This is a genomic window from Streptomyces sp. SAS_270 (assembly GCF_052543295.1).
In genome coordinates, this window is the sequence record NZ_JBMNDS010000013.1 from 24,123 (window position 1) to 45,130 (window position 21,008).

Below are 21,008 nucleotides of genomic sequence, written 5' to 3' on the forward strand. Positions count from 1 at the left end.
GATAAAGTTCGTATATGGGTCATTGGCTGCAGCGGAACATCATCGAGCCGGGCAAGCTGCCGCTGCTCCTCGCACTCACCTCGTTCATCGTGACCTTCGTGGTCACCCGGGTCATCGTCCGGCTGATCCGCGCGGGCAAGGGCCCGTTCGGCAACGTCAAGGCGGGCGGACTGCACATCCATCACGTGGTGCCCGGAGTGGTCCTGACCGTGATCGGCGGCTTCGGCGCGGTGGCCAGCGGGCGGCACGGCTTCGGCTCGGCCGTGTGCGCCGTGCTGTTCGGGATGGGCGCGGGCCTGGTGCTCGACGAGTTCGCGCTGATCCTGCACCTCGACGACGTGTACTGGACCGAGGAGGGCCGCAAGAGCGTCGAGGTCGTGGCCGTCACGGCGGCCCTGGTCGGCCTGGTCCTCAGCGGCTTCCTGCCGTTCGGGGTCAACGACCTCAGCAGCGAGGAACTCCAGAACCGCAGCGGGGCGATCGCGACCATCGTGGCGAACTTCGGCTTCGCGCTGATCGCCCTCAGCAAGGGCAAGGGACGCACCGCGATCTTCGGGGCGGTCGTCCCGGTCGTCGCCGTGGTCGGCGCCATCCGGCTGGCCCGCCCCAGCTCTCCGTGGGCGAGACGCTTCTACGGGCGGCGGCCGCGCGCCCGCGCCCGGTCGATCCTGCGCGCCTACCACCACGACCGCCGCTGGGCCGGCCCCCGCCGCGTCCTTCAGGACTGGATCGGCGGCAAGCCCGACCCCGAACCCGCCCGCTCCCTGCCCGGCCGCCGGTGACGCAGCGCGGAGAGCGCGCACACCACCAGGACGGCGGCGATCGCGGCCAGATGCTCCTTGCCCGCCAGGTTCTCCTTCACCGCGACCTCGATCACCATGGCCGCGATGACCAGCCCGGCCGTGCCGTACGCCCGATAGCGCCACGCCACGAACACGGCGAGACCCACCACGGCCGCCGACGGACCGGTGTCGACGACCTGTGCGTCCGAGGCGGGCAGCCCCAGCAGGTTGCCGGTGCCCAAGGCGATGCCCACGCGCGCGTAGAGCGTGCCGGCCAGCGTGGCGACATAGGCGAGGACCAGCGTGCGCCACCAGCCGAGGCAGACCTCGGCGATCCCGAACACCAGCAGGACCTGCACCAGCGCACCCCACACCGGGAGGTCCAGAGCCGGTACGAACAAGGAGAGCGGGGTACGCAGCAGGGCGAGCCACAGCGGCTCCTCCGCCCGCACGGACCCGATGTTCTGCACGAACTGAAAGCCCCAGGACTGGTTCTGCACGAACTGGAACGCCGCCGTCAGGCAGACGGCCCCGAGCGTCATCGGAATCGCCCGCCAGTGCCTGGCGACGAGGGCCGCCCGTACGGTGACGTACAGCAGCCCCCATTCGGCCCGGGCCCAGCGGGCGAGCGTGTTCATCTGTGGGACTCCAGATGCTTGCGGTGCAGCCACTTGGGCAGGCCCGGCGCCTCCAGGAAACCCTCCGCGCGCGCGGACGCGAGGCCGATGCGCAACAGGTCGCTGCTCTTCTCGAAGAGGAGGAATCGGGGCTCCCAGATAGGCCGGTACTTGGCGTTGGCGCGGTACAGCGACTCGATCTGCCACCAGCGGGAGAAGAAGCTGAGCAGGGACCGCCACAGCCTCAGCACGGGTCCCGCGCCAAGGCGTGCGCCACGTTCGAAGACCGACCGGAACATGGCGAAGTTGAGCGAGACCTGAGTGATTCCGATCTCCTGGGCGCGGCGCAGGAGCTCGATGACCATGAACTCCATGAGCCCGTTCTCGGCGTCCCGGTCGCGGCGCATGAGGTCGAGGGAGAGGCCGCTCGGCCCCCACGGCACGAAGGACAGCAGCGCTCGCAGGTCACCGTTCCCGTCGGTGCACTCCAGCATCACGCACTGTCCGTCACCCGGGTCGCCCAGCCGCCCCAGCGCCATGCTGAACCCGCGCTCGGTCGCCCCGTCCCGCCAGTCGTCGGCGCGCCGCAGCAGGTACGTCATCTCGTCGTCCGGGATGTCCTCGTGGCGCCGGATGCGCACCTCGTAGCCGGCGCGCTTGACCCGGTTGTACGCCTGCCGGACCGTGCGCATGGCCCGGCCCTCGATGGTGAACTCGGCCGTCTCCACAAGGGCTTCGTCGCCCAGTTCGAGAGCGTCGAGGCCATGGCGGGCGTAGATCGTGCCCGCCTCCTCGCTCGCGCCCATCACCGCCGGGATCCAGCCGTGCACGCGCGCCTCGGCGAGCCAGGGCTCGATGGCGCCGGGCCAGGCCTCCGGATCGCCGATGGGGTCGCCACTGGCCAGCGAGACCCCGCCGACGACGCGGTAGGCGACCGCCGCCTTGCCGGTCGGCGACCACACCACGCTCTTCTCGCGGCGCAGTGCGAAGTAGCCGAGCGAGTCGCGGTCACCGTTCTTGTCGAGCAGCGCCCGCAGAGCCCGCTCGTCCTCCTCGGTGAGCGGGTCGACGGCGCGCCGGGAGCGGAAGGCCGCGTAGAAGACGGCCAGCACGAGCAGGGTGCTGAGCACGTTGATGGTGACGTTGACCCAGTTGGGCGTCGTGATGCCGGGGAAGCGGGAGTCGTCGGCGGCGACGGAGATCAGCCGCAGGGTGCCGTAGCGCCACCGGTCCAGGAACGTCGAACGGTGTGCGTCGTGCGCGGTGTTGGTGACGGTCACCAGGAGCGCGGCGAGCAGTGAGGTGACCAGCAGACCGCCGACCCCGACGGCCGCGGCGAGCCTCGGGTTGGAGCGGTCGCCCTTCGCGTAGAACTCCCGGCGGCCGAACACCAGCGACGCCACGAACGCCGCGGTCAGGACCAGCGAGATCCAGTTCTGCGCGTACTGGCGGATCTCGGGAAACGCCATCGCGACGGCGAACAGCAGCAGGAACAGCCCGCTGATCACGAAGTTCAGGATCCAGGCGGCCCGCTTTCTGCGCCGCATGGTGATGGCCAGGAACATCGTGAACACACCGGACGCGAAGCCCGCGGTCAGCAGGTACGGCGTGAAGAAGTTCTCGGTGTTGTGGCGGCGCAGGTCCTGCCCGAGAGACACCCACGCGGCACTCAGGAAGTTGATGAACGTGACGGCACGCAGATACCAGACGGCGAAGGCGGCGGATCTGCGTGACGTGGCCGTGGACCGGCGCTCCCCGTCGCCCCTGGGGGCCGGGGCCCGTTCCTGCGCTGCGGCAATTCGGGCATCTCCCATGAGGGGTGATGATATGGGGCGCTGTGGTGCAGGCGAGGGATCACTGGGGCGGGTGATTCGGCCTGCCCCCTGTGAGGGAGGGGGCAGGCAAAGTTCCGCCGTCGCGGCGCGAAGTGGGAGAACGGGGTCCGGGGGAGCCGGACCGGCCGCGCCCCATGCGCCGTCAGCTGCCGCGTCCGGTGCGCCGTCCGCTCCGGCTACTCAGTGGCGGACGCCGCGCCGGGTGCCTCTTCGGCCGCCTCTTCGAGCGGCTCCTCGGACACCGCTTCGGACACGCCTTCGGAGGGCTTCTCCGACGCCTGGTCGGCTACGGCGGGCAGCTCCGGAAGCTCCGCCGCCAGCGCGGCCGCCGCCTGGACGAGCGGAAGGGCCAGCAGCGCGCCCGCGCCCTCGCCGACCGTCACCCCGTGGTCGAGCAGCGGCTCGATCGCCATCCGGTCCAGCGCCTTCGCCTGCCCCGGTTCACCGCTGTTGTGCCCGGCCAGCCACCAGTCCGGCGCCCGGAACGCGATCCGCTGCCCGACCAGGGCGCAGGCGGACGCGACCACCCCGTCCAGGACGACCGGCAGCCGGCGCACCGCGCTCTGCAGCAGGAAACCCGTCATCGCCGCGACGTCGGCCCCGCCGACCGCCGCCAGCAACTGCAACTGGTCCCCGAGGACCGGCCGTGCCCGGCGCAGCGCGTCCCGCACGGCGGCGCACTTGCGCATCCACGCGAGGTCGTCGATCGGCCGGCCGCCGCGCCCGGTGACGACCGACGCGTCCGTGCCGCACAGCGCCGCGATCAGCACGCCGGCGACCGTGGTCCCGCCGACGCTCACATCGCCGAGGACCACCAGATCCGTACCGGAGTCGGCCTCCTCGTCCGCGATCGCGACGCCCGCCAGGAACGCCGCCTCGGCCTCCTCCGCGGTGAGCGCGTCCTCGATGTCGATACGGCCCGAACCGCGCCGCACCCGATGCCGGACGACGTCCGCGGGCAGTGCCTCCGGATCGCAGTCCAGCGCCATGTCCACTACACGCACCGGCACACCGAGCCGCCGGGCGAGCACGGCCGCCGGGCTCGCGCCCTCCAGGACCGCGCGCACCAACTGTTCCGCGCTGCCCGCCGGGTGCGCCGACACACCCAGTTCGGCGACTCCGTGGTCGCCGGCGAACAGCACCACACGCGGCTGCGCGATCGGCCGCACCGGCACCGCCGACTGCGCCGCCGACAGCCACTCACCCAGTTCGTCGAGGCGGCCCAGCGAGCCGGGCGGCACGATCCGGCGCTCCAGGCGCGCCTCGGCATCGCGGCGCACTCCGCCGTCGGGGCGCTCGATCAGATCGGTGAAGTCGTCGAGATTAAGCGAGCTCATTCGCCGAACAGTACCGGCAGCGATCGAACACGGCTGCGCCACGTCGTTGCGCCCACGATCGCCATCCCATACGTACGGTTTGTATCGGATTGTCTTATGGCCCGCAGCCGGTCACCGTCGCCCCTCCCACCGTCCTTCCCGCCGCCCCGCCCCAGTCGTCCCCAGGAGCGCCCATGCCCCCCACCCCGCAGACGACCGCCGAGCGGCGCGCCGCCTACCTGAGCGAACTCGCCCAGGGCACCGACCACTTCCACGAACCGCGCCGCGAGGACTGCCCCTGGTGCGGTTCCAAGCGGCTGCGCACCCGGCTGCGCACGCAGGATCTGCTGCAGCGCAAACCCGGCACCTTCGTCGTCGACGAGTGCCGCGACTGCGCGCACGCCTTCCAGAACCCCCGGCTCACCCCGGAAGGACTGGCCTTCTACGACCGCGACCTGCACCACGAGAGCCACGACCCGCTCGCCGAGCGCATCCTCGGCTCCCGCGGCAACCTGCGCCGCCACCGCGCCGCCGCCCGCGCCATGCTGGCCTACCCCGAACCCGAGAGCTGGCTCGACGTCGGCACCGGGCACGGGCACTTCCCCGAAGCCGCCAGGGAAGTGCACGCGTACACCGCCTTCGACGGACTCGACTCCACCCGCCGCGTCGAGCAGGCCCGCGCCGCCGGACGGATCGAGGAGGCCCACCACGGCCGGCTCACCGACCCCGAGATCGCCGAACGGCTGCGCGCCCGCTACGACGTCGTCAGCATGTTCCACCACCTGGAGCACACCCCCGACCCGCGCGAGGAACTGCGCGCCGCGCTCGCCGCGCTGCGCCCCGGCGGACATCTGCTCGTCGAAGTCCCCGACCCCGACTGCGCGTTCGGCGCGCTGCTCGGCAAGTGGTGGGTGTCCTACCGCCAGCCCCGGCACCTCCACCTCATGCCGCTGCCCAACCTGCTGGGCGAACTGGAGTCGCTCGGCTGCGAGGTCGTCGTCGCGGACCGGCGCGCGGCACACATCCCGTACGACCTCGCCGGCGCCCTCGCCCTGGCGCTCGGCCGCGTCCTCCCCGCCGCCGACTCCCCGTGGCGACCCGTACCGCCCACCGTGCTCCAGCAGCGGCTGCGTACGGGCCTGACGCGGGCGTCCGCCCCGCTGCTCGCCTCGGCGGCCGCGCTGGACCACGCGCTCGCCCCACTCCTGAGCCGCACCCGGTTCTCCAACGCGTACCGCATCATCGCGCGACGCTGACGCCGCGCGCAGTCACCCCCGCAGCGCCACCGCCTGACCCGCCACCACCAGCAGCACCTGCTCGCACTCCGCCCCGAACGCCGCGTTCAGCCGCCCCAGCTCGTCCCGGTAGCGGCGCCCGGAGGCCGTCGCCGGGACGATGCCGGAGCCGACCTCGTTGGAGACGGCGACGACCGTGCGGCGGGTGCCCCGGACGGCGGCGGTCAGTTCGGTGACCCTGGCCCGCAGCGCTCGCTCGCCGCCGCCCGCCCACTCGTCGTCGTCCCAGGCGTTCACGGCGTCCATGGCGTCGGTCAGCCACAGGGACAGGCAGTCGATGAGCAGGGGGGCGCCGTCGTCCTTGCCGTCGTCCTCGAGGAGGGGGACGAGGTCGCAGGTCTCCACGGTGCGCCAGGAGCCGGGCCGGCGTTCACGGTGGATGCTGACGCGTGAGGCCCACTCGGTGTCGCCACCGCGGGAGCCACCGGTCGCCACGTACAGGACGTCGGGGAAGGACTCCAGCCGCCGTTCCGCCTCCACGGACTTGCCGGAGCGGGCCCCGCCCAGGACGAGGGTGCGGCGCGGCACGTCCGGTACGTCCTCGTAGACGCCGACGGTCAGGGTCGAGCCGTCCGGGACCGCGCGTGCCCCGGCCGCGGCGAGCCGGCGGCGCAGTTCGGGCCCGGGCGGCACGTCGTGGTCGAGGTGCACCGCGATCACGTCGGTCGCCGGTCCGATCGCGCCGACCGCACGCAGCCGGGCGAGCGCGTCCGGGCGTCCGACGACATCCGCGACCACCATGTCGTACGGCGCGTCGCCGTTCACGTCGAGTCCGGCCGGAGCCGCGCCAGGGGGAAGGTAGAGCAGGCGCAGGCCGTCCGGGCTCGTCACCGCGTACCCCGTGCCGGGCGCGTCCATCGGCACCGCCCGCACCCGGTGCCCGGTCAGCAGCGCCAACTCCCTGCCGTCCGGCACCCGCCCGGGCTGCGGCAGCCCGGCCGGAACCTCGACCGCGGGTCCGTCGTGCGGATGCGAGAGCAGCACCTGCCGTACGCCGCCGAGCGAGTGCCCGGCGCGGGCGGCGGCGAACGCGGCCCCGGGGGTGAGGTCGAGCAGCAGGGTGCCGTCGACGAGGAGAGCGGTCGCCGCCCGCGCGTCCTCGCCGAGCGCGGTCGCGCAGGCCGCGCAGGGACAGTCGGGGCGGGGCAGGCCCTCGGGGGCGCCGGTGCCGAGCAGAGTCAGTTCCACGGGGTTGATTTTCGCGCGTCGCCGCAGGTGTTGCGCGTCCGACTAGGCTTCGGAGGGGAGCCGGATCTTGTCCGGCTTCCGCTCTGCAGTGTGCTCACACCTTGGAGGCGTACATGGCGGCATGGACGTGGCGGTTCGAGAAGTCCGACGGGACGGAGGTTGAGCCCGCGGTCGTGCCCGAGGAGTTCACCACGCAGGGGGACGCCGAGTCGTGGATCGGTGAGATCTGGAAGGACCTCGTCGAAGGGGGCGCGGACCAGGTCTTCCTGTTCGAGGACAGCACGAAGATCTACGGACCGATGAGCCTGCACGCGGAGAACGCGACGAGCGACGACGCCGCGGGCGACGCGGAGAGCGTCGAGAACGCCTAGGGCCCCGGGGGTGCCGGAGCCCGTGCTTCCGGCAGCCCGCCGCCCTGTCCGCGTCTTCTTCCGCTTGCTCCGCCGCACTTCTGCCCCGCGCCTCACTGCTCGCCGAGTGTCACGTCGACCTTCTTCTCGACCCCGTCGCGCGTGTACGTCACCTTGGCCTTGTCGCCCGGCTTCTCGGCGGCCAGCGCCTCGGCGAGCGTGGTGACGGTGGTGATGTCCGTGTCACCCAACCCGGTGAGAACGTCCCCGGCCCGGATGCCCGCCTTGTCGGCCGCCCCGCGCTTCTTCACTTCCACCACGGCGACGCCCGCGGCCCGGTAGTCGTCGTCGACGACCGTACGTCCGGTGATGCCGAGCGCGGCCCGGCCCGAGTCGGTGACCTTGCCGTCCTTGATGATCTGGCCGGCGATCGTCTTCACCATCGACGCCGGGATCGCGAACCCGATGCCGGGCGCCGGGCCGCCGCCGAAGTTCGGGTCGGTCGCGGCGAGCGTGGGGATGCCGATGACCTTTCCGGCCAGGTCGACCAGGGCTCCGCCGCTGTTGCCGGGGTTGATCGCGGCCGACGTCTGCACCATGTTGGCGATCGTCGCGCCGATGGCGCCGCCCGAGGGGCCCTCGCTGACGGTGCGTCCGGTCGCCGACACGATGCCCTGGGTGACGCTGGAGGACAGTCCGAGCGGCGAACCCATCGCGAGCACGATCTGACCGACCTCGACCTTCGCGGAGTCCCCGAAGGAGGCCGCCTTCAACCCGTCGGGCACCTTGTCCAGCTTGATGACCGCGAGGTCCTGGTCCGGGTACGCGTAAACAAGGGTCGCCCGCAGCTCGTCCTCGCTGTTGGCGGTCGTCACCTTGAACGTCTTCTCGTGGCCGACCACATGGGCGTTGGTGACGATGTGCCCCTGGTCGTCGTACACGACCCCCGACCCCAGATCACTGCTCGCCTGGATCTGGACCACCGACGGCAGGACGTCCCTGATGACCTTCAGATAGTCGCTCTGCAGGTCGGCGGCGGCCATCGGGACGGCTGCCTGCGCGGTCGTCGAACCGTCCTTGGTGGACGAGGACGACGAGTGCGACGACGAGGACCCGGAACAGCCGGCGAGCAGGGCAGCCGAGCACACGAGGGCGGCGGCCACACCGAGACGGCGGAGGGGCGCACGGGATATCTCCATGCCGGAAGTGTCCCTTTGCGGGCGTTGTGCGGCCCCCGGTGCACGCCCGAACAGGTGCCCTTGCCCGGACGCGGCAGCGCGTCAGCCCCGTACGCCGCACAGGTGCAGCAGTGCCGCCACCTGGCGGTACGGATCCGTACGGCCGGCCCGCTCCTCCGCGGCCAGCAGGTTCTCCGCGTCCGCGGGGACCGCCGCACCGTCGACCGCCGTGTCCGTGAAGACCCGCACCCCGTACCAGGCGTGCAGCGGCGCGCCGATCCCGGCGAGCGTGGCCGTCAGCGTCGACAGCCGGTCGGCGCGCACGGCGAGGCCGAGCCGGTTGACGTACGCGTCCGTGTCGAACGAGGCCAGCGCGTCCGCCCAGTCACCGGACAGACCCGGCCTCATGGCCAGTGCGTCCGCGTTGCGCACGAGGAGGGAGAGGAGGCCGCCGGGGGCCAGCATGCGGGCGAGACCGGCCAGCAACGCGTCCGGCTCCTCGACGTACATCAGTACGCCGTGGCACAGCACCACGTCGAAGCTGCCCGGCAGGAAGTGGACGCCCGTGTCGCGGCCGTCGCCCTCCACGAGCCGCACCCGCTCCCGGATGCCCTCCGGTTCGGCCGCGAGCGCCTCCCGGGCCGTCGCGATCATCGTCGCGTCCTGCTCGACACCGGTCACCTGATGCCCGGCCCGGGCCAGCCGCAGCGCCTGCGTGCCCTGGCCCATCCCGACGTCGAGCACGCGCAGCCGCTGCCCGACCGGGAAGCGTCCCGCTATCTGCTCGTCGAGCTGCCGGGCCACCAGCTCCTGCCGTACGACATCACGCAGTCCGCCCAGCTTGCTCAGCCAGGCATCCGCCGCGCCCCCGGAGAAAGAGGTGGTGCTCAGGGCCGCTCTCCGCGCTTGACCTGCGGCTTCGGCAGCCGGAGTCGACGCATCTGGAGCGTGCGCATCAGCGCATAGGCGACCGCGCCCTTCTTGGGCACGTCGGGGAAGCGCGTGTTGAGCTGCTTCTTCAGGCGGATCGCGATGCCGATCGAGTCGACCACGATCATCACGATCACGATCAGCCACAGCAGCAGCGCGATGTTCTGCAGCGAGCCCACCCGCACCATGCTCAGCACGAGGATGACCACGGCCAGCGGCAGGAAGAACTCGGCGACACAGAACCGCGAGTCGACATAGGCGCGGGCGAACTTGCGCACCGGGCCCTTGTCGCGGGCGGGCAGATAGCGCTCGTCACCGCTGGCCAGCGCCTGGCGCTGCCTCTCCAGCTGGGCGCGGCGCTCGTCGCGCTGGCGCTTGGCGCCCTCCTTGCGCGACGTCGGCGTGGTGGCGACACTGCGGCGCTGGGTCTGGGCCTCACTCCGCTTGGGTGTGGGGCGACCCTTGGGGGCCTGCGGGTCACGGGGCTGCTTGGAGTCGGTCACCTGCGCCTTGTCGGCGAGGGCCTTCTCTTCCTTGGCACGGCTTCGGAACACAAAACCCAAGGGTACGGGGTGCCGGGGCATGGACGTCGTTGGAGTGGGGAACGATCCGGCAACACCGTACGTCTGTAGGGGGACAGAGGGGACGTTGCGCACGGTTCCGGCCGGGCGGGCTCACGGCAGGTGCTCGGGAAGTGCTCAGATTTTCCCGGGGGACCCCGAGAACCACCTACTCCCTACGCCGGAGCGGGGTCGTACGCAGTCGTCCTTGGGGATGAGCGCATCCGTCCCCGAACAGTGCGGTAATGGATGCAGGGCCCGTACTGTGGGTTCTGTTGCAGTACCTGGAGCTGGAGTCCGTCAGAAGGGGGCGCGCGAAGCCCATGAGCGGTGTCATGAAGCGTATGGGGATGATCTTCCGCGCGAAGGCGAACAAGGCCCTTGACCGGGCCGAGGACCCGCGCGAAACCCTCGATTACTCGTACCAGAAACAGCTGGAGCTGCTGCAGAAGGTGCGGCGGGGTGTCGCCGACGTGGCGACCTCGCGCAAGCGCCTTGAGCTGCAGCTGAACCAGCTGCAGGGACAGTCCTCCAAGCTGGAGGACCAGGGCCGCAAGGCGCTCGCCCTCGGCCGTGAGGACCTGGCGCGTGAGGCGTTGTCCCGGCGCGCCGCGCTCCAGCAGCAGGTGACCGACCTGGAGACGCAGCACCAGACCCTCCAGGGCGAGGAGGAGAAGCTCACCCTCGCGGCGCAGCGGCTGCAGGCCAAGGTGGACGCCTTCCGCACGAAGAAGGAGACCATCAAGGCCACGTACACCGCCGCCCAGGCGCAGACCCGGATCGCGGAGAGCTTCTCCGGCATCTCCGAGGAGATGGGCGACGTCGGGCTGGCGATCCAGCGGGCCGAGGACAAGACCGCGCAGCTCCAGGCGCGGGCCGGTGCGATCGACGAGCTGCTCGCCTCGGGTGCGCTCGACGACCAGTCCGGGCTGGCCAAGGACGACATCCAGAGCGAGCTGGACCGGCTCTCCGGTGGTACGGATGTAGAGCTGGAGCTGCAGCGCATGAAGGCCGAGCTGGCCGGTGGTCCCTCTTCGCAGCAGCAGGCGCTCGAAGGCGGGCAGGGGCAGGGTCAGTCCCAGCAGCAGCCCCAGGACACTCCGCGCTTCGACAAGCAGTAGCCGACAGCAGTAGCCGACCTGTTTTCGACTCGGTCCCACGCCTTAGGAGGGCGACATGATCGTACGGATCATGGGGGAGGGGCAGTGGAAGCTGGACGACAGCGATGTCGCGGGGCTGAACAAGCTCGACGATGAGCTGCTCGCCGAAATGGAGAGCGGCGACGAGGACGGCTTCCGCCGCACCCTCGGCGCCCTCCTCGACGCGGTACGCCACCTCGGCGAGCCACTCGCCGACGAGGCCCTCCAGCCCTCCGAACTCATCCTCCCCGCGCCGGACGCGACCCTCGAAGAGGTTCGCGCCATGCTGAGCGACGACGGCTTGATCCCGGGCTGACTCTGGCGTGGGCGCCGTTCGCGGTGCGGTTCGTTGTGGGTCGGGTCCGTGCCGGTACGTCTTGCCCGTCGCCGCGTGGGCGTACTGCCCGGCCCCCGAGAACGGCGAAACTCGGCTGGGAGCCGGCTACGCGACGGGCAGAGACGTACCGGCACGGACCCTTCCGTGCGTACGCGACTGCGGGTGCGTGGGGGCGCGCGTGGGGCGCTCGGGGCGGCGAAGCCGCGTCACTGCGGGCAATCGTGCCGCGAGAGGCGGCTGCCCACCCGGCAGCGGGGGTGCGTGAGGCGCCGGGTGGCCGGCGAAGCCATGTTTCTGCGGGCAATCGTGCCGCCAGGGGCGGCACGGGTGGGCGCAGCGGCACCCCGTGAACGCCGGGCTGCGTGACCCACTCCCGGCCGGCAACAACCCCGGGTAACCGAGCAAAGCCAGGGGGCACCCGGCGTTTGCCCACCCACCCCGGGTGCCGTAGGGGCCAAGGGCGAACCTGGTGGGCGTTCCCCGCCCGGCAAGGGCCACGTACCGTGAACCCGTGAGCACCCTAGAGCGCACGAGGTGCAGAGCCCGTGCCCACCCGCTGGCACTCGACGCGGCGTTGGCCTTCGCCGTACTGGCCTGCATGGTGGCCGGCTCCTTCGTCGACCCGCACGGGGAGAACGGCGCGAGCTGGGTCGCCCGCACCCCGAACACACTGAGCCTCACGCTGATCGTGCTCGGCGCGGCGGCGCTGGTCTTCCGCCGCAGCGCTCCCCTGACCGTCCTCGGAGCCACCGGCGCCGTGTCCCTCGTGGAGTGCGTGACCGGCGACCCCAGGGCCCCGGTCGCGATGTCCGCCGTGGTCGCCCTCTACACGGTGGCGTCGGCCACGGACCGCCCCACGACCTGGCGGGTCGGTCTGCTCACGATGACCGTGCTCACGGCGTCCGCGATGCTCGCGGGACCCCTGCCCTGGTACGCCCAGGAGAACCTGGGCATCTTCGCCTGGACGGGCATGGCCGCCGCCGCGGGCGATGCCGTACGCAGCAGGCGGGCCGTCGTGCACGCCATACGGGAGCGCGCCGAGCGTGCGGAACGGACCCGCGAGGAGGAGGCGCGGCGGCGCGTCGCCGAGGAGCGGCTGCGGATCGCACGGGATCTGCACGACGTCGTGGCGCACCACATCGCCCTCGTCAACGTGCAGGCCGGAGTGGCCGCCCACGTGATGGACAAGCGGCCCGACCAGGCGAAGGAGGCGCTCGCACATGTGCGGGAGGCCAGCCGGTCGGCGCTCAACGAACTCCGGGCCACGGTGGGGCTGTTGAGGCAGAGCGGGGATCCGGAGGCGCCCACCGAACCCGCCCCCGGGCTTGCCCGGCTCGACGACCTCGCCGACACCTTCCGCAACGCGGGCCTGCCCGTCGAGGTCGCCCGCACCGATCACGGGACCTCTCTCCCCGCCGCCGTGGACCTCGCCGCCTACCGCGTCATCCAGGAAGCCCTCACCAACGTGCAAAAGCATGCGGGCGCGGAGGCGAAGGCCGAGGTCAGCGTCGTACGGGTGGGACCGAACGTGGAAGTGACCGTGCTCGACAGCGGGCCGGGGCGGGACGACGGCGACGTGCCCGAGGACGGCGGTGGGCACGGGCTGCTCGGGATGCGCGAGCGGGTCACGGCGCTCGGCGGCAGCTGCAGCGCCGCTCCCCGGTACGGGGGCGGTTTCCGCGTCCATGCGATCCTTCCGGTCAAGAACCGCGCGCCTGCCCTGGGGGACTGATCCCGCATGACCATTCGTGTCCTGCTCGCCGACGACCAGGCGTTGCTGCGCAGCGCCTTCCGTGTGCTCGTCGACTCCGAGCCCGACATGGAGGTCGTGGGGGAGGCTTCGGACGGCGCTCAGGCGGTGCGGCTCGCCCGCGAGGAGCGCGCCGACGTCGTACTCATGGACATCCGGATGCCGGGGACCGACGGGCTCGCCGCGACCCGGCTGATCAGCGCCGACCCGGGGCTCGCGCACGTACGGGTGGTCATGCTGACGACCTTCGAGGTCGACGAGTACGTGGTGCAGTCGCTGCGCGCCGGTGCCTCCGGGTTTCTCGGGAAGGGCTCCGAGCCCGAGGAGCTGCTGAACGCGATCCGGGTGGCGGCGGGCGGCGAGGCGCTGCTGTCGCCGGTGGCCACCAAGGGGCTCATCGCCAAGTTCCTCGCCCAGGGCGACGCGGCCGACGACGGCCGGGACCCCGCCCGCGCGGAGCGGCTCGACGCGCTGACGGTCCGCGAGCGCGAGGTCCTCGTCCAGGTCGCGGGCGGGCACTCGAACGACGAGATCGCGGAGCGCCTGGAGGTCAGTCCGCTGACTGTGAAGACGCACGTCAACCGGGCCATGTCGAAGCTGGGCGCCCGGGACCGGGCCCAGCTGGTCGTGATCGCGTACGAGTCCGGGCTGGTCCGTCCAAGGGTGGAGTGAGCTCCACCGCGGTGTACTGCGCCCGCAGTAGGAGCCGTATAAGGAAATGGTCCTCGGGGCTACGGATCGGTACCCGCGGATGGCTCAGGGTGTGAGGACGAGCGCTCACATGTGCGTTCGACTCCGCTCACACCACAGAAGAGAGATCCGCCACCCATGTCCTGGCTGTCCAGATTCAGCCTCGCGCAACGGGCCCTCATCGGGCTGATGTCGATCGTCGCGCTCGCGTTCGGGGCGATAGCGATCCCCCAGCTCAAGCAGCAGCTGCTGCCGACCATCGAACTGCCCATGGTGTCCGTGCTGGCGCCGTACCAGGGTGCGTCCCCCGATGTGGTCGAGAAGCAGGTCGTCGAGCCCATCGAGGACAGCCTGGAGTCGGTCGACGGCATCACGGGCGTCACGTCGAAGGCCAGTGAGGGCAACGCCGTGATCATGGCGTCCTTCGACTACGGCAACGACACCAAGCAGCTTGTCGCCGACGTCCAGCAGGCCGTCAACCGCGCCCGTGTCCAGCTCCCGGACGACGTCGACCCGCAGGTCATCGCCGGTTCGACCGACGACATGCCGACCGTCGTCCTCGCCGTCACCTCCGGCCAGGACCAGCAGGCGCTGGCCGACCGGCTCGACCGCACCGTCGTCCCCGCCCTGAAGGACATCGACGGGGTCGGCCAGGTCACCGTCGACGGCGTACGCGACCTCCAGGTCACCGTCACGCCCGACGAGAAGAAGACGGCGAAGGCGGGTCTCACCTCCGCCGCGCTCGGCCAGGCTCTCCAGGCGGGCGGCGCGACCGTCCCGGCCGGCTCCTTCGACGAGTCCGGCGCCAACCGCACCGTCCAGGTCGGCGGAGGCTTCACCTCCCTGAAGCAGATCCAGGACCTGATGGTCACCGGCGCCCCGGGCAAGAAGCCCGTGCGCCTCGGTGACGTCGCCGCCGTCGTGCAGGAGCAGGCCAAGGCCGACTCCATCACGCGTACGGACGGCAAGCCGAGCCTCGCCGTCATGGTCACCATGGACCACGACGGCAGCGCGGTCGCCATCTCCGACGCGGTCGGGGACAAGCTGCCCGGCCTGCGCAAGGACCTGGGGGCGGGGACGGCGATCACCGTCGTCAGCGACCAGGGCCCGGCCGTGTCCAAGTCCATCGACGGCCTGACCACCGAGGGCGCGCTCGGCCTGCTCTTCGCGGTCCTCGTCATCCTGGTCTTTTTGGCGTCGGTCCGCTCGACGCTCGTCACGGCGGTGAGCATCCCGCTCTCCGTCGTACTGGCCCTGATCGTCCTGTGGACGCGGGACCTCTCCCTCAACATGCTCACGCTCGGCGCGCTGACCATCGCGATCGGCCGCGTCGTCGACGACTCGATCGTGGTCCTGGAGAACATCAAGCGCCACCTCGGATACGGCGAGGAGCGCGAGGAGGCCATCCTCAACGGCGTACGCGAGGTCGCGGGCGCGGTCACCTCCTCCACCCTCACCACGGTCGCGGTCTTCCTGCCCATCGGTCTCACCGGCGGCATGGTGGGCGAGCTGTTCGGCTCCTTCAGCCTGACCGTCACCGCGGCCCTGCTGGCCTCCCTGCTCGTCTCGCTGACGGTCGTGCCGGTGCTGTCGTACTGGTTCCTGCGCGCCCCGAAGGGCACCCCGGCAGACGCCGATGAGGCGCGCCGCGCGGCGGAGGAGAAGGAGGCGCGCAGCCGTCTCCAGCGCGTCTACGTGCCGGTGCTCCGTTTCGCGACCCGCCGCAGGCTGACGAGCGTCGCGATCGCGATCGCCGTGCTGGTCGGCACCGGTGGTCTGGCATCGATGCTGAAGACCAACTTCTTCGACCAGGGCGACGTGGAAGTCCTCACCGTCAAGCAGGAGTTGAAGCCGGGCACCAGCCTGGCGGCGACCGACGCCTCGACGAAGAAGATCGAGCGGATGCTCGGCGGCGTCAAGGGCGTGAAGGACTACCAGGTCACGATCGGCTCCTCCGGCTTCCTCGCGGCCTTCGGCGGCGGCACGGACACCAACCAGGCCTCGTACCAGGTCATGCTGGAGGACTCCGCGTCCGCCGGCGACGTCCAGGACCGGATCGAGGACGGCCTCGCAAAGCTCTCCGGCGTCGGTACGACCACGGTCGCGGCCGGTGACGGCTTCGGCAACCAGGACCTCAGCGTGGTCGTCAAGGCCGCCGACGCGGACGTCCTGCGCAAGGCGTCCGACCAGGTCCGCGACGAGGTCGCCGAGCTCGACCACGTCACGGACGTGACCAGCGACCTGGCGCAGAGCGTGCCGCGCATCTCGGTCAAGGCCAACTCCAAGGCCGCGGCGGCCGGTTACAACGACGCCACGCTCGGTGCGGCCGTCGCCGAGGCCGTACGGGGCACCACGAGCGGCAAGGCGATCCTGGACGACACCGAGCGGGACGTCGTCATCAAGGCGGCGAAGCCGGCCACGACGCTGCGGGAGCTGCGCGACCTGCGGCTCGGTGCGGCGAAGCTCGGTGACATCGCCGACGTGAAGCTGGTGGACGGCCCGGTCTCGATGACCCGGATCGACGGTCAGCGGGCCGCGACGATCACGGCGAAGCCGACCGGCGACAACACGGGCGCGGTGAGCGCGGACCTCACGGCCAAGCTCGACGCCCTGAAGCTGCCGGCCGGCGCGAGTGCCAAGATCGGCGGGGTCTCCTCCGACCAGGACGACGCGTTCGCGAACCTCGGTCTCGCCATGCTCGCGGCGATCGCGATCGTCTTCATGCTCCTGGTCGCGACGTTCCGCTCACTCGTCCAGCCGCTGATCCTGCTCGTCTCGATCCCGTTCGCGGCGACGGGCGCGATCGGCCTGCTGGTCGCCACCGGTACGCCGATGGGCGTGCCCGCGATGATCGGCATGCTGATGCTCATCGGCATCGTGGTGACGAACGCGATCGTGCTGATCGACCTGATCAACCAGTACCGCAAGCAGGGTTACGGCGTCGTCGAGGCCGTGGTCGAGGGCGGCCGTCACCGTCTGCGGCCCATCCTCATGACAGCCCTGGCGACGATCTTCGCCCTGCTCCCGATGGCGCTGGGCGTCACCGGCGAGGGCGGCTTCATCGCCCAGCCGCTCGCCGTGGTCGTCATCGGCGGCCTGATCACGTCGACCCTGCTGACACTGCTCCTCGTCCCGACGCTCTACGCGATGCTCGAACTGCGCAAGGAGCGCCGGGCGAAGAAGCGTGCGGCGAAGAAGGGCGTGCCCGCCCCGGCAAAGTCCGCCTCCGACGAGCCGGAGTCGGAGCCGGTGGGAGTCTGATCCCGCCGGACCTGTGATCCAGCCGCACCGGTGTCCCCTCCCGCACAGGGCTTTCATATCCTGTGATCTCGAACTGCTCTGCGCAGGAGGGGGACAGGGCGGTGGCACTGTACGAGGGTGATCCCGAGTCGCTCGGCGAGTACCGGATCGTCGACCGGCTCGGGGCCGGCGGCATGGGCGTCGTCTACCGGGCGAGATCCCGGTCGGGCCGTGAGGTCGCGGTCAAGGTGGTGCACGCCCAGTACGCCGCGGACGCCGTGTTCCGCGCCCGCTTCCGGCAGGAGATCGCAGCCGCCCGCAAGGTGAGCGGCGCCTTCACCGCACCGGTCGTGGACGCGGACCCGGAGGACGAGCGGCCCTGGATGGCCACCCAGTACGTGCCCGGGCGCTCGCTGGCCGCCCGCATCCAGGTCGGCGGCCCGCTGGACGGCGCCGAACTGCGGCGTCTGGCCCTCGGGCTGGTGGAAGCACTGCGCGACATCCACCGGGCCGGAGTCGTGCACCGCGACCTGAAGCCGGCCAACGTCCTGATGGCCGAGGACGGCCCCCGCGTCATCGACTTCGGCATCTCCCGCGCGGCGGAGAACCAGGCGCTGACCGAGACCGGGCACATGATGGGCACCCCGCCCTTCATGTCCCCCGAGCAGCTCGTGGACGCCCGCTCGGTGGCGCCCGCCTCCGACGTCTTCTCGCTCGGCGCCCTGGTGGTGTTTGCCGCCACCGGCCATGGCCCCTTCGACGCCGACAGCCCCTATATGGCCGCGTACCGGGTGATGAGCGAGGAACCGGTGCTGGATGCCGTATCCGTGCCGCTGCGCGAGGTCGTGTCCCGCTGTCTGGCCAAGGAGCCCGCCGCCCGCCCCGGACTCGACGAACTCGCCCGCGCCTTCGCGACGGCCCTGCCGGATCCGGCACCGGGCGAGACGCCCACGGTGCCCCACCGCCATCCGGATCCGCAGCCGACGCTTCCGCCGGCCGCCGCCCTCTTCGAGGGACCCCGACCGGCGTCCGCCCCCGCCGGGCCCCGGCCTGTCTCCCGCAGGACCCGGGCCCGCCGGCTGGCGGTGCCGGCCGGAGTGGCCGGCGTGCTCGTGGCCGCGCTCCTGGCCTATTTCCTCACACCGTTCAAGGGCGGCGATCCCGTGGGGACCGGCCCGTCACCGAGCGCACCGGCCGCCCGCTGGGCGGCTGTCCCGGCCGGCTGGCAACCCTGGCAGACCACGCTGTACGCGACCGCCGCCGACGGTGTGAAGCACGCGCAGGCGGCGAACACCGACGGCAGCGGTTCGGGGGCGCAGCCCACCTGCGTGCTGGGCGGTGGGTCCGTCTACTGCTCCGGCAACGGTGTCCTGCCGGTGCGTGTCGACGCGTCGACCGGCCGGACCCTCTGGCGGGCCGCCCCCGCGGTCAGGGACACTCCCCTCGACCACTACGGCGCTCTCGTCCTCGCCGTGCGCGACGGCGTGCTGCTCGTGCGGGAGTCGGTCATGAACGCCGCGGGCAACGACACCACGGCCACCGTCTCCGCCCTGGCCACCGACAGCGGCAGGCGGCTGTGGTCCCGGCCGGTGCAGGACCGGTACGCCGACACGGTTCTCCTCGGTGGCCTCGTTCTCGCGCCCGACGGCTTCGCCGTGACCGCCCGCTCCCCGCGTGACGGCACCGAGCGCTGGACGATGGCCATGCCGACCGGCTATCGCTGCGTGTTCCTCGCCGACGGCGACCGCTTGTACGCGGACTGCGTCGACTATCACAGCGCATCCGGCGCGGACCGGCTGCTGCTCTCCGTCGACCCGTCCGACGGCTCGGCGCGCCGACTGCGATCCGCGCCCTCGGCCGACGCGACGTACGCCGGGGCCCTGGACGGCCGCCTGGTCTTCGTCGAACGGCGTACGAGCGCCGCGACCGCGGACGACAACGGGTACGCCCGGGTGGTACTGGTCGACCCCGCCGAAGACAGCGCCCGTACCACCGAGCTGGCGCAGGAGCAGCAGGGGCGCATGGCTCTGGTGCACGGTGTGCTCTGCTTCGCCACCTCCAGCGGCCGGGTGACAGCGGTCTCCCCGGTGACCGGCAAGCGCCTGTGGTGGACGGCGACGACGCTGGAGCAGCCGGGCGCACCGGTGGCCGACGGGCGCCGCAGTGTGTTCGTCGTCAGCGCCAGCGGACGCGTCGCCGCGCTCGACGCCCGCAAGGGCACGCCGCTGTGGGAGTCCACCCCGCGCGCGGGCCGGGTGGACACTCTCGGCGGCCTTCCGGCGCTCCTCCTCCACAAGGGCGCCTTGGTGGTGCCGAGCCCCGACGGCACGCTGTTCACTCTCGACCCCGCGCACCCCGAGCGGAAGCCCGTCCCGGGGTGACGCCGGGGGCCGCGGCTACGGCAGCGCCAGCATCCGCTCAAGGGCGAGCTTGGCGAACGCCTCGGTCTCCTTGTCGACCTCGATGCGGTTGACCAGGTTGCCCTCGGCGAGGGACTCCAGGGTCCACACCAGGTGGGGGAGGTCGATGCGGTTCATGGTCGAGCAGAAGCAGACCGTCTTGTCGAGGAAGACGATCTCCTTGTCCTCGGCGGGGAACCGGTTCGCCAGGCGCCGTACGAGGTTCAGCTCGGTGCCGATGGCCCACTTGGAGCCGGCGGGCGCGGCCTCCAGGGCCTTGATGATGTACTCCGTGGAGCCGACGTAGTCCGCGGCGGCGACGACCTCGTGCTTGCACTCGGGGTGGACGAGAACGTTCACGCCGGGGATCCGGGCGCGTACGTCCTCGACCGACTCCACCGAGAAGCGGCCGTGCACCGAGCAGTGGCCGCGCCACAGGATCATCTTCGCGTCGCGCAGCTGCTCGGCGGTGAGTCCGCCGTTCGGCTTGTGCGGGTTGTAGAGGACGCAGTCCTCCAGGGACATGCCCAGGTCGCGGACGGCGGTGTTGCGGCCGAGGTGCTGGTCGGGCAGGAAGAGGACCTTGTCACCCTGCTCGAACGCCCACTCAAGCGCGCGCTGCGCGTTGGACGAGGTGCAGATGGTGCCGCCATGCTTGCCGGTGAACGCCTTGATGTCCGCGGAGGAGTTCATGTACGACACGGGGACGACCTGCTCGGCTATGCCGGCCTCGGTCAGCACGTCCCAGCACTCGGCGACCTGCTCGGCCGTCGCCATGTCGGCCATCGAGCAGCCGGCGGCGAGGTCGGGCAGGACCACCTTCTGGTCGTCGCCCGTCAGGATGTCCGCGGACTCCGCCATGAAGTGCACACCGCAGAAGACGATGTACTCGGCCTCCGGGCGGGCGGCCGCGTCCCGGGCCAGCTTGAAGGAGTCGCCCGTGACGTCCGCGAACTGGATGACCTCGTCGCGCTGGTAGTGGTGGCCGAGCACGAAGACCTTGTCGCCGAGCTTCTCCTTGGCCGCGCGGGCACGCTCCACCAGGTCCGGGTCGGACGGCGAGGGAAGGTCGCCGGGACACTCGACGCCGCGCTCGCTCCTCGGGTCGGCCTCACGGCCGAGCAGCAGCAGGGCGAGGGGCGTCGGCTGTACGTCGAGCTCCTGGGTCTGGGCGGTGGTCACGACACGCACCCTTTCTGTTCTGCGGCTCGCCGGTTCAGGGAGGCGATCCGGCGGGTCAAGCCTTTTCGTCGAATTGACGTTATCTATCATAACCGCTTCACGTCAGTTTGACGACGGCCATAGCGTCGATGTGACGTGAATCCCGGTCGCCGTAATGGCGGATGACAGACGGCTGTCCGTGGGGTTGTCCACAGGCCGGTGTTCGTGCCCAGGCGTATGT

General features: G+C 71.5%; 17 protein-coding genes. 9 read left to right on the forward strand and 8 right to left on the reverse strand.

Annotated features, from left to right (window positions below; all coding sequences use genetic code 11):
- The first annotated feature begins 14 nt into the window (after nucleotides 1-14).
- Complete coding sequence (locus ACN6LB_RS11710) at nucleotides 15-782, forward strand: hypothetical protein (RefSeq protein WP_445025760.1); 768 nt, start codon at nucleotides 15-17, stop codon at nucleotides 780-782.
- Here the strand turns inward: ACN6LB_RS11710 and ACN6LB_RS11715 are convergent.
- The 3 genes from ACN6LB_RS11715 to cobT form a co-directional block, all read right to left on the reverse strand.
- Nucleotides 719-1,420 carry a hypothetical protein gene (locus ACN6LB_RS11715; protein ID WP_445025761.1) on the reverse strand — a complete coding sequence of 234 codons (702 nt, stop codon included), beginning with the start codon at nucleotides 1,418-1,420 and terminating at the stop codon, nucleotides 719-721. The genes ACN6LB_RS11710 and ACN6LB_RS11715 overlap by 64 nt on opposite strands.
- A complete protein-coding gene (locus ACN6LB_RS11720) occupies nucleotides 1,417-3,213 on the reverse strand; it encodes a phosphatidylglycerol lysyltransferase domain-containing protein (protein ID WP_445025762.1) in 1,797 nt (598 codons plus the stop codon). The genes ACN6LB_RS11715 and ACN6LB_RS11720 overlap by 4 nt, the downstream gene beginning before the upstream one ends.
- Before the next feature lie 197 nt (nucleotides 3,214-3,410).
- Nucleotides 3,411-4,571, reverse strand: a complete 1,161-nt coding sequence (gene cobT, locus ACN6LB_RS11725; protein WP_445025763.1) for a nicotinate-nucleotide--dimethylbenzimidazole phosphoribosyltransferase — start codon at nucleotides 4,569-4,571, stop codon at nucleotides 3,411-3,413.
- A gap of 173 nt (nucleotides 4,572-4,744) precedes the next feature.
- Here cobT and ACN6LB_RS11730 point away from each other — a divergent pair, with 173 nt between their 5' ends.
- Entirely contained in the window at nucleotides 4,745-5,806 is a 1,062-nt protein-coding gene (locus ACN6LB_RS11730) for a class I SAM-dependent methyltransferase (RefSeq protein ID WP_445025764.1), read from the forward strand.
- Nucleotides 5,807-5,818: 12 nt separating this feature from the next.
- Here ACN6LB_RS11730 and ACN6LB_RS11735 read toward each other — a convergent pair whose 3' ends face one another.
- Nucleotides 5,819-7,033: a bifunctional adenosylcobinamide kinase/adenosylcobinamide-phosphate guanylyltransferase gene (locus ACN6LB_RS11735; protein WP_445025765.1), complete on the reverse strand. Its 1,215-nt coding sequence runs from the start codon at nucleotides 7,031-7,033 to the stop codon at nucleotides 5,819-5,821.
- 113 nt (nucleotides 7,034-7,146) lie between these two features.
- Here ACN6LB_RS11735 and ACN6LB_RS11740 point away from each other — a divergent pair, with 113 nt between their 5' ends.
- A complete protein-coding gene (locus tag ACN6LB_RS11740) occupies nucleotides 7,147-7,404 on the forward strand; it encodes a hypothetical protein (RefSeq protein ID WP_356147815.1) in 258 nt (85 codons plus the stop codon).
- A gap of 92 nt (nucleotides 7,405-7,496) precedes the next feature.
- On the opposite strand, the gene ACN6LB_RS11745 is transcribed toward ACN6LB_RS11740, so the two are convergent.
- From ACN6LB_RS11745 to ACN6LB_RS11755, 3 genes are all read right to left on the reverse strand, one after another.
- Nucleotides 7,497-8,582, reverse strand: coding sequence for a S1C family serine protease (locus tag ACN6LB_RS11745; RefSeq protein WP_445025766.1), 1,086 nt, complete (start codon nucleotides 8,580-8,582; stop codon nucleotides 7,497-7,499).
- A gap of 81 nt (nucleotides 8,583-8,663) precedes the next feature.
- The gene (locus ACN6LB_RS11750) at nucleotides 8,664-9,365 is read right to left on the reverse strand and encodes a class I SAM-dependent methyltransferase (protein WP_356147818.1); all 702 of its coding nucleotides are present in this window, start codon (nucleotides 9,363-9,365) and stop codon (nucleotides 8,664-8,666) included.
- Nucleotides 9,366-9,448: 83 nt separating this feature from the next.
- Nucleotides 9,449-10,075 carry a DUF3043 domain-containing protein gene (locus ACN6LB_RS11755; RefSeq protein ID WP_356147821.1) on the reverse strand — a complete coding sequence of 209 codons (627 nt, stop codon included), beginning with the start codon at nucleotides 10,073-10,075 and terminating at the stop codon, nucleotides 9,449-9,451.
- Between the two features lie 299 nt (nucleotides 10,076-10,374).
- Between ACN6LB_RS11755 and ACN6LB_RS11760 the strand changes: the two genes are divergently transcribed.
- The 6 genes from ACN6LB_RS11760 to ACN6LB_RS11785 all read left to right on the forward strand — a co-directional run bounded on the left by ACN6LB_RS11760 (nucleotide 10,375) and on the right by ACN6LB_RS11785 (nucleotide 19,588).
- Complete coding sequence (locus tag ACN6LB_RS11760; protein ID WP_445025767.1) at nucleotides 10,375-11,172, forward strand: PspA/IM30 family protein; 798 nt, start codon at nucleotides 10,375-10,377, stop codon at nucleotides 11,170-11,172.
- Nucleotides 11,173-11,227: 55 nt separating this feature from the next.
- On the forward strand, nucleotides 11,228-11,506 hold the full coding sequence (gene pspAA / locus ACN6LB_RS11765; RefSeq protein ID WP_445025768.1) for a PspA-associated protein PspAA: 279 nt from the start codon (nucleotides 11,228-11,230) through the stop codon (nucleotides 11,504-11,506).
- Between the two features lie 532 nt (nucleotides 11,507-12,038).
- Nucleotides 12,039-13,259 (forward strand): sensor histidine kinase, encoded by a 1,221-nt coding sequence (locus tag ACN6LB_RS11770; protein ID WP_445025769.1) that lies wholly within the window; start codon nucleotides 12,039-12,041, stop codon nucleotides 13,257-13,259.
- Between the two features lie 6 nt (nucleotides 13,260-13,265).
- Nucleotides 13,266-13,949 carry a response regulator gene (locus tag ACN6LB_RS11775; RefSeq protein WP_445025770.1) on the forward strand — a complete coding sequence of 228 codons (684 nt, stop codon included), beginning with the start codon at nucleotides 13,266-13,268 and terminating at the stop codon, nucleotides 13,947-13,949.
- 156 nt (nucleotides 13,950-14,105) lie between these two features.
- Nucleotides 14,106-17,228, forward strand: coding sequence for an efflux RND transporter permease subunit (locus tag ACN6LB_RS11780; protein ID WP_445025771.1), 3,123 nt, complete (start codon nucleotides 14,106-14,108; stop codon nucleotides 17,226-17,228).
- A 101-nt stretch (nucleotides 17,229-17,329) separates the two neighbouring features.
- Complete coding sequence (locus ACN6LB_RS11785) at nucleotides 17,330-19,588, forward strand: protein kinase domain-containing protein (RefSeq protein ID WP_445025772.1); 2,259 nt, start codon at nucleotides 17,330-17,332, stop codon at nucleotides 19,586-19,588.
- Between the two features lie 15 nt (nucleotides 19,589-19,603).
- Here the strand turns inward: ACN6LB_RS11785 and nadA are convergent, their stop codons facing one another.
- Nucleotides 19,604-20,797 carry a quinolinate synthase NadA gene (gene nadA, locus ACN6LB_RS11790; protein ID WP_445025773.1) on the reverse strand — a complete coding sequence of 398 codons (1,194 nt, stop codon included), beginning with the start codon at nucleotides 20,795-20,797 and terminating at the stop codon, nucleotides 19,604-19,606.
- Nucleotides 20,798-21,008: the final 211 nt, after the last annotated feature.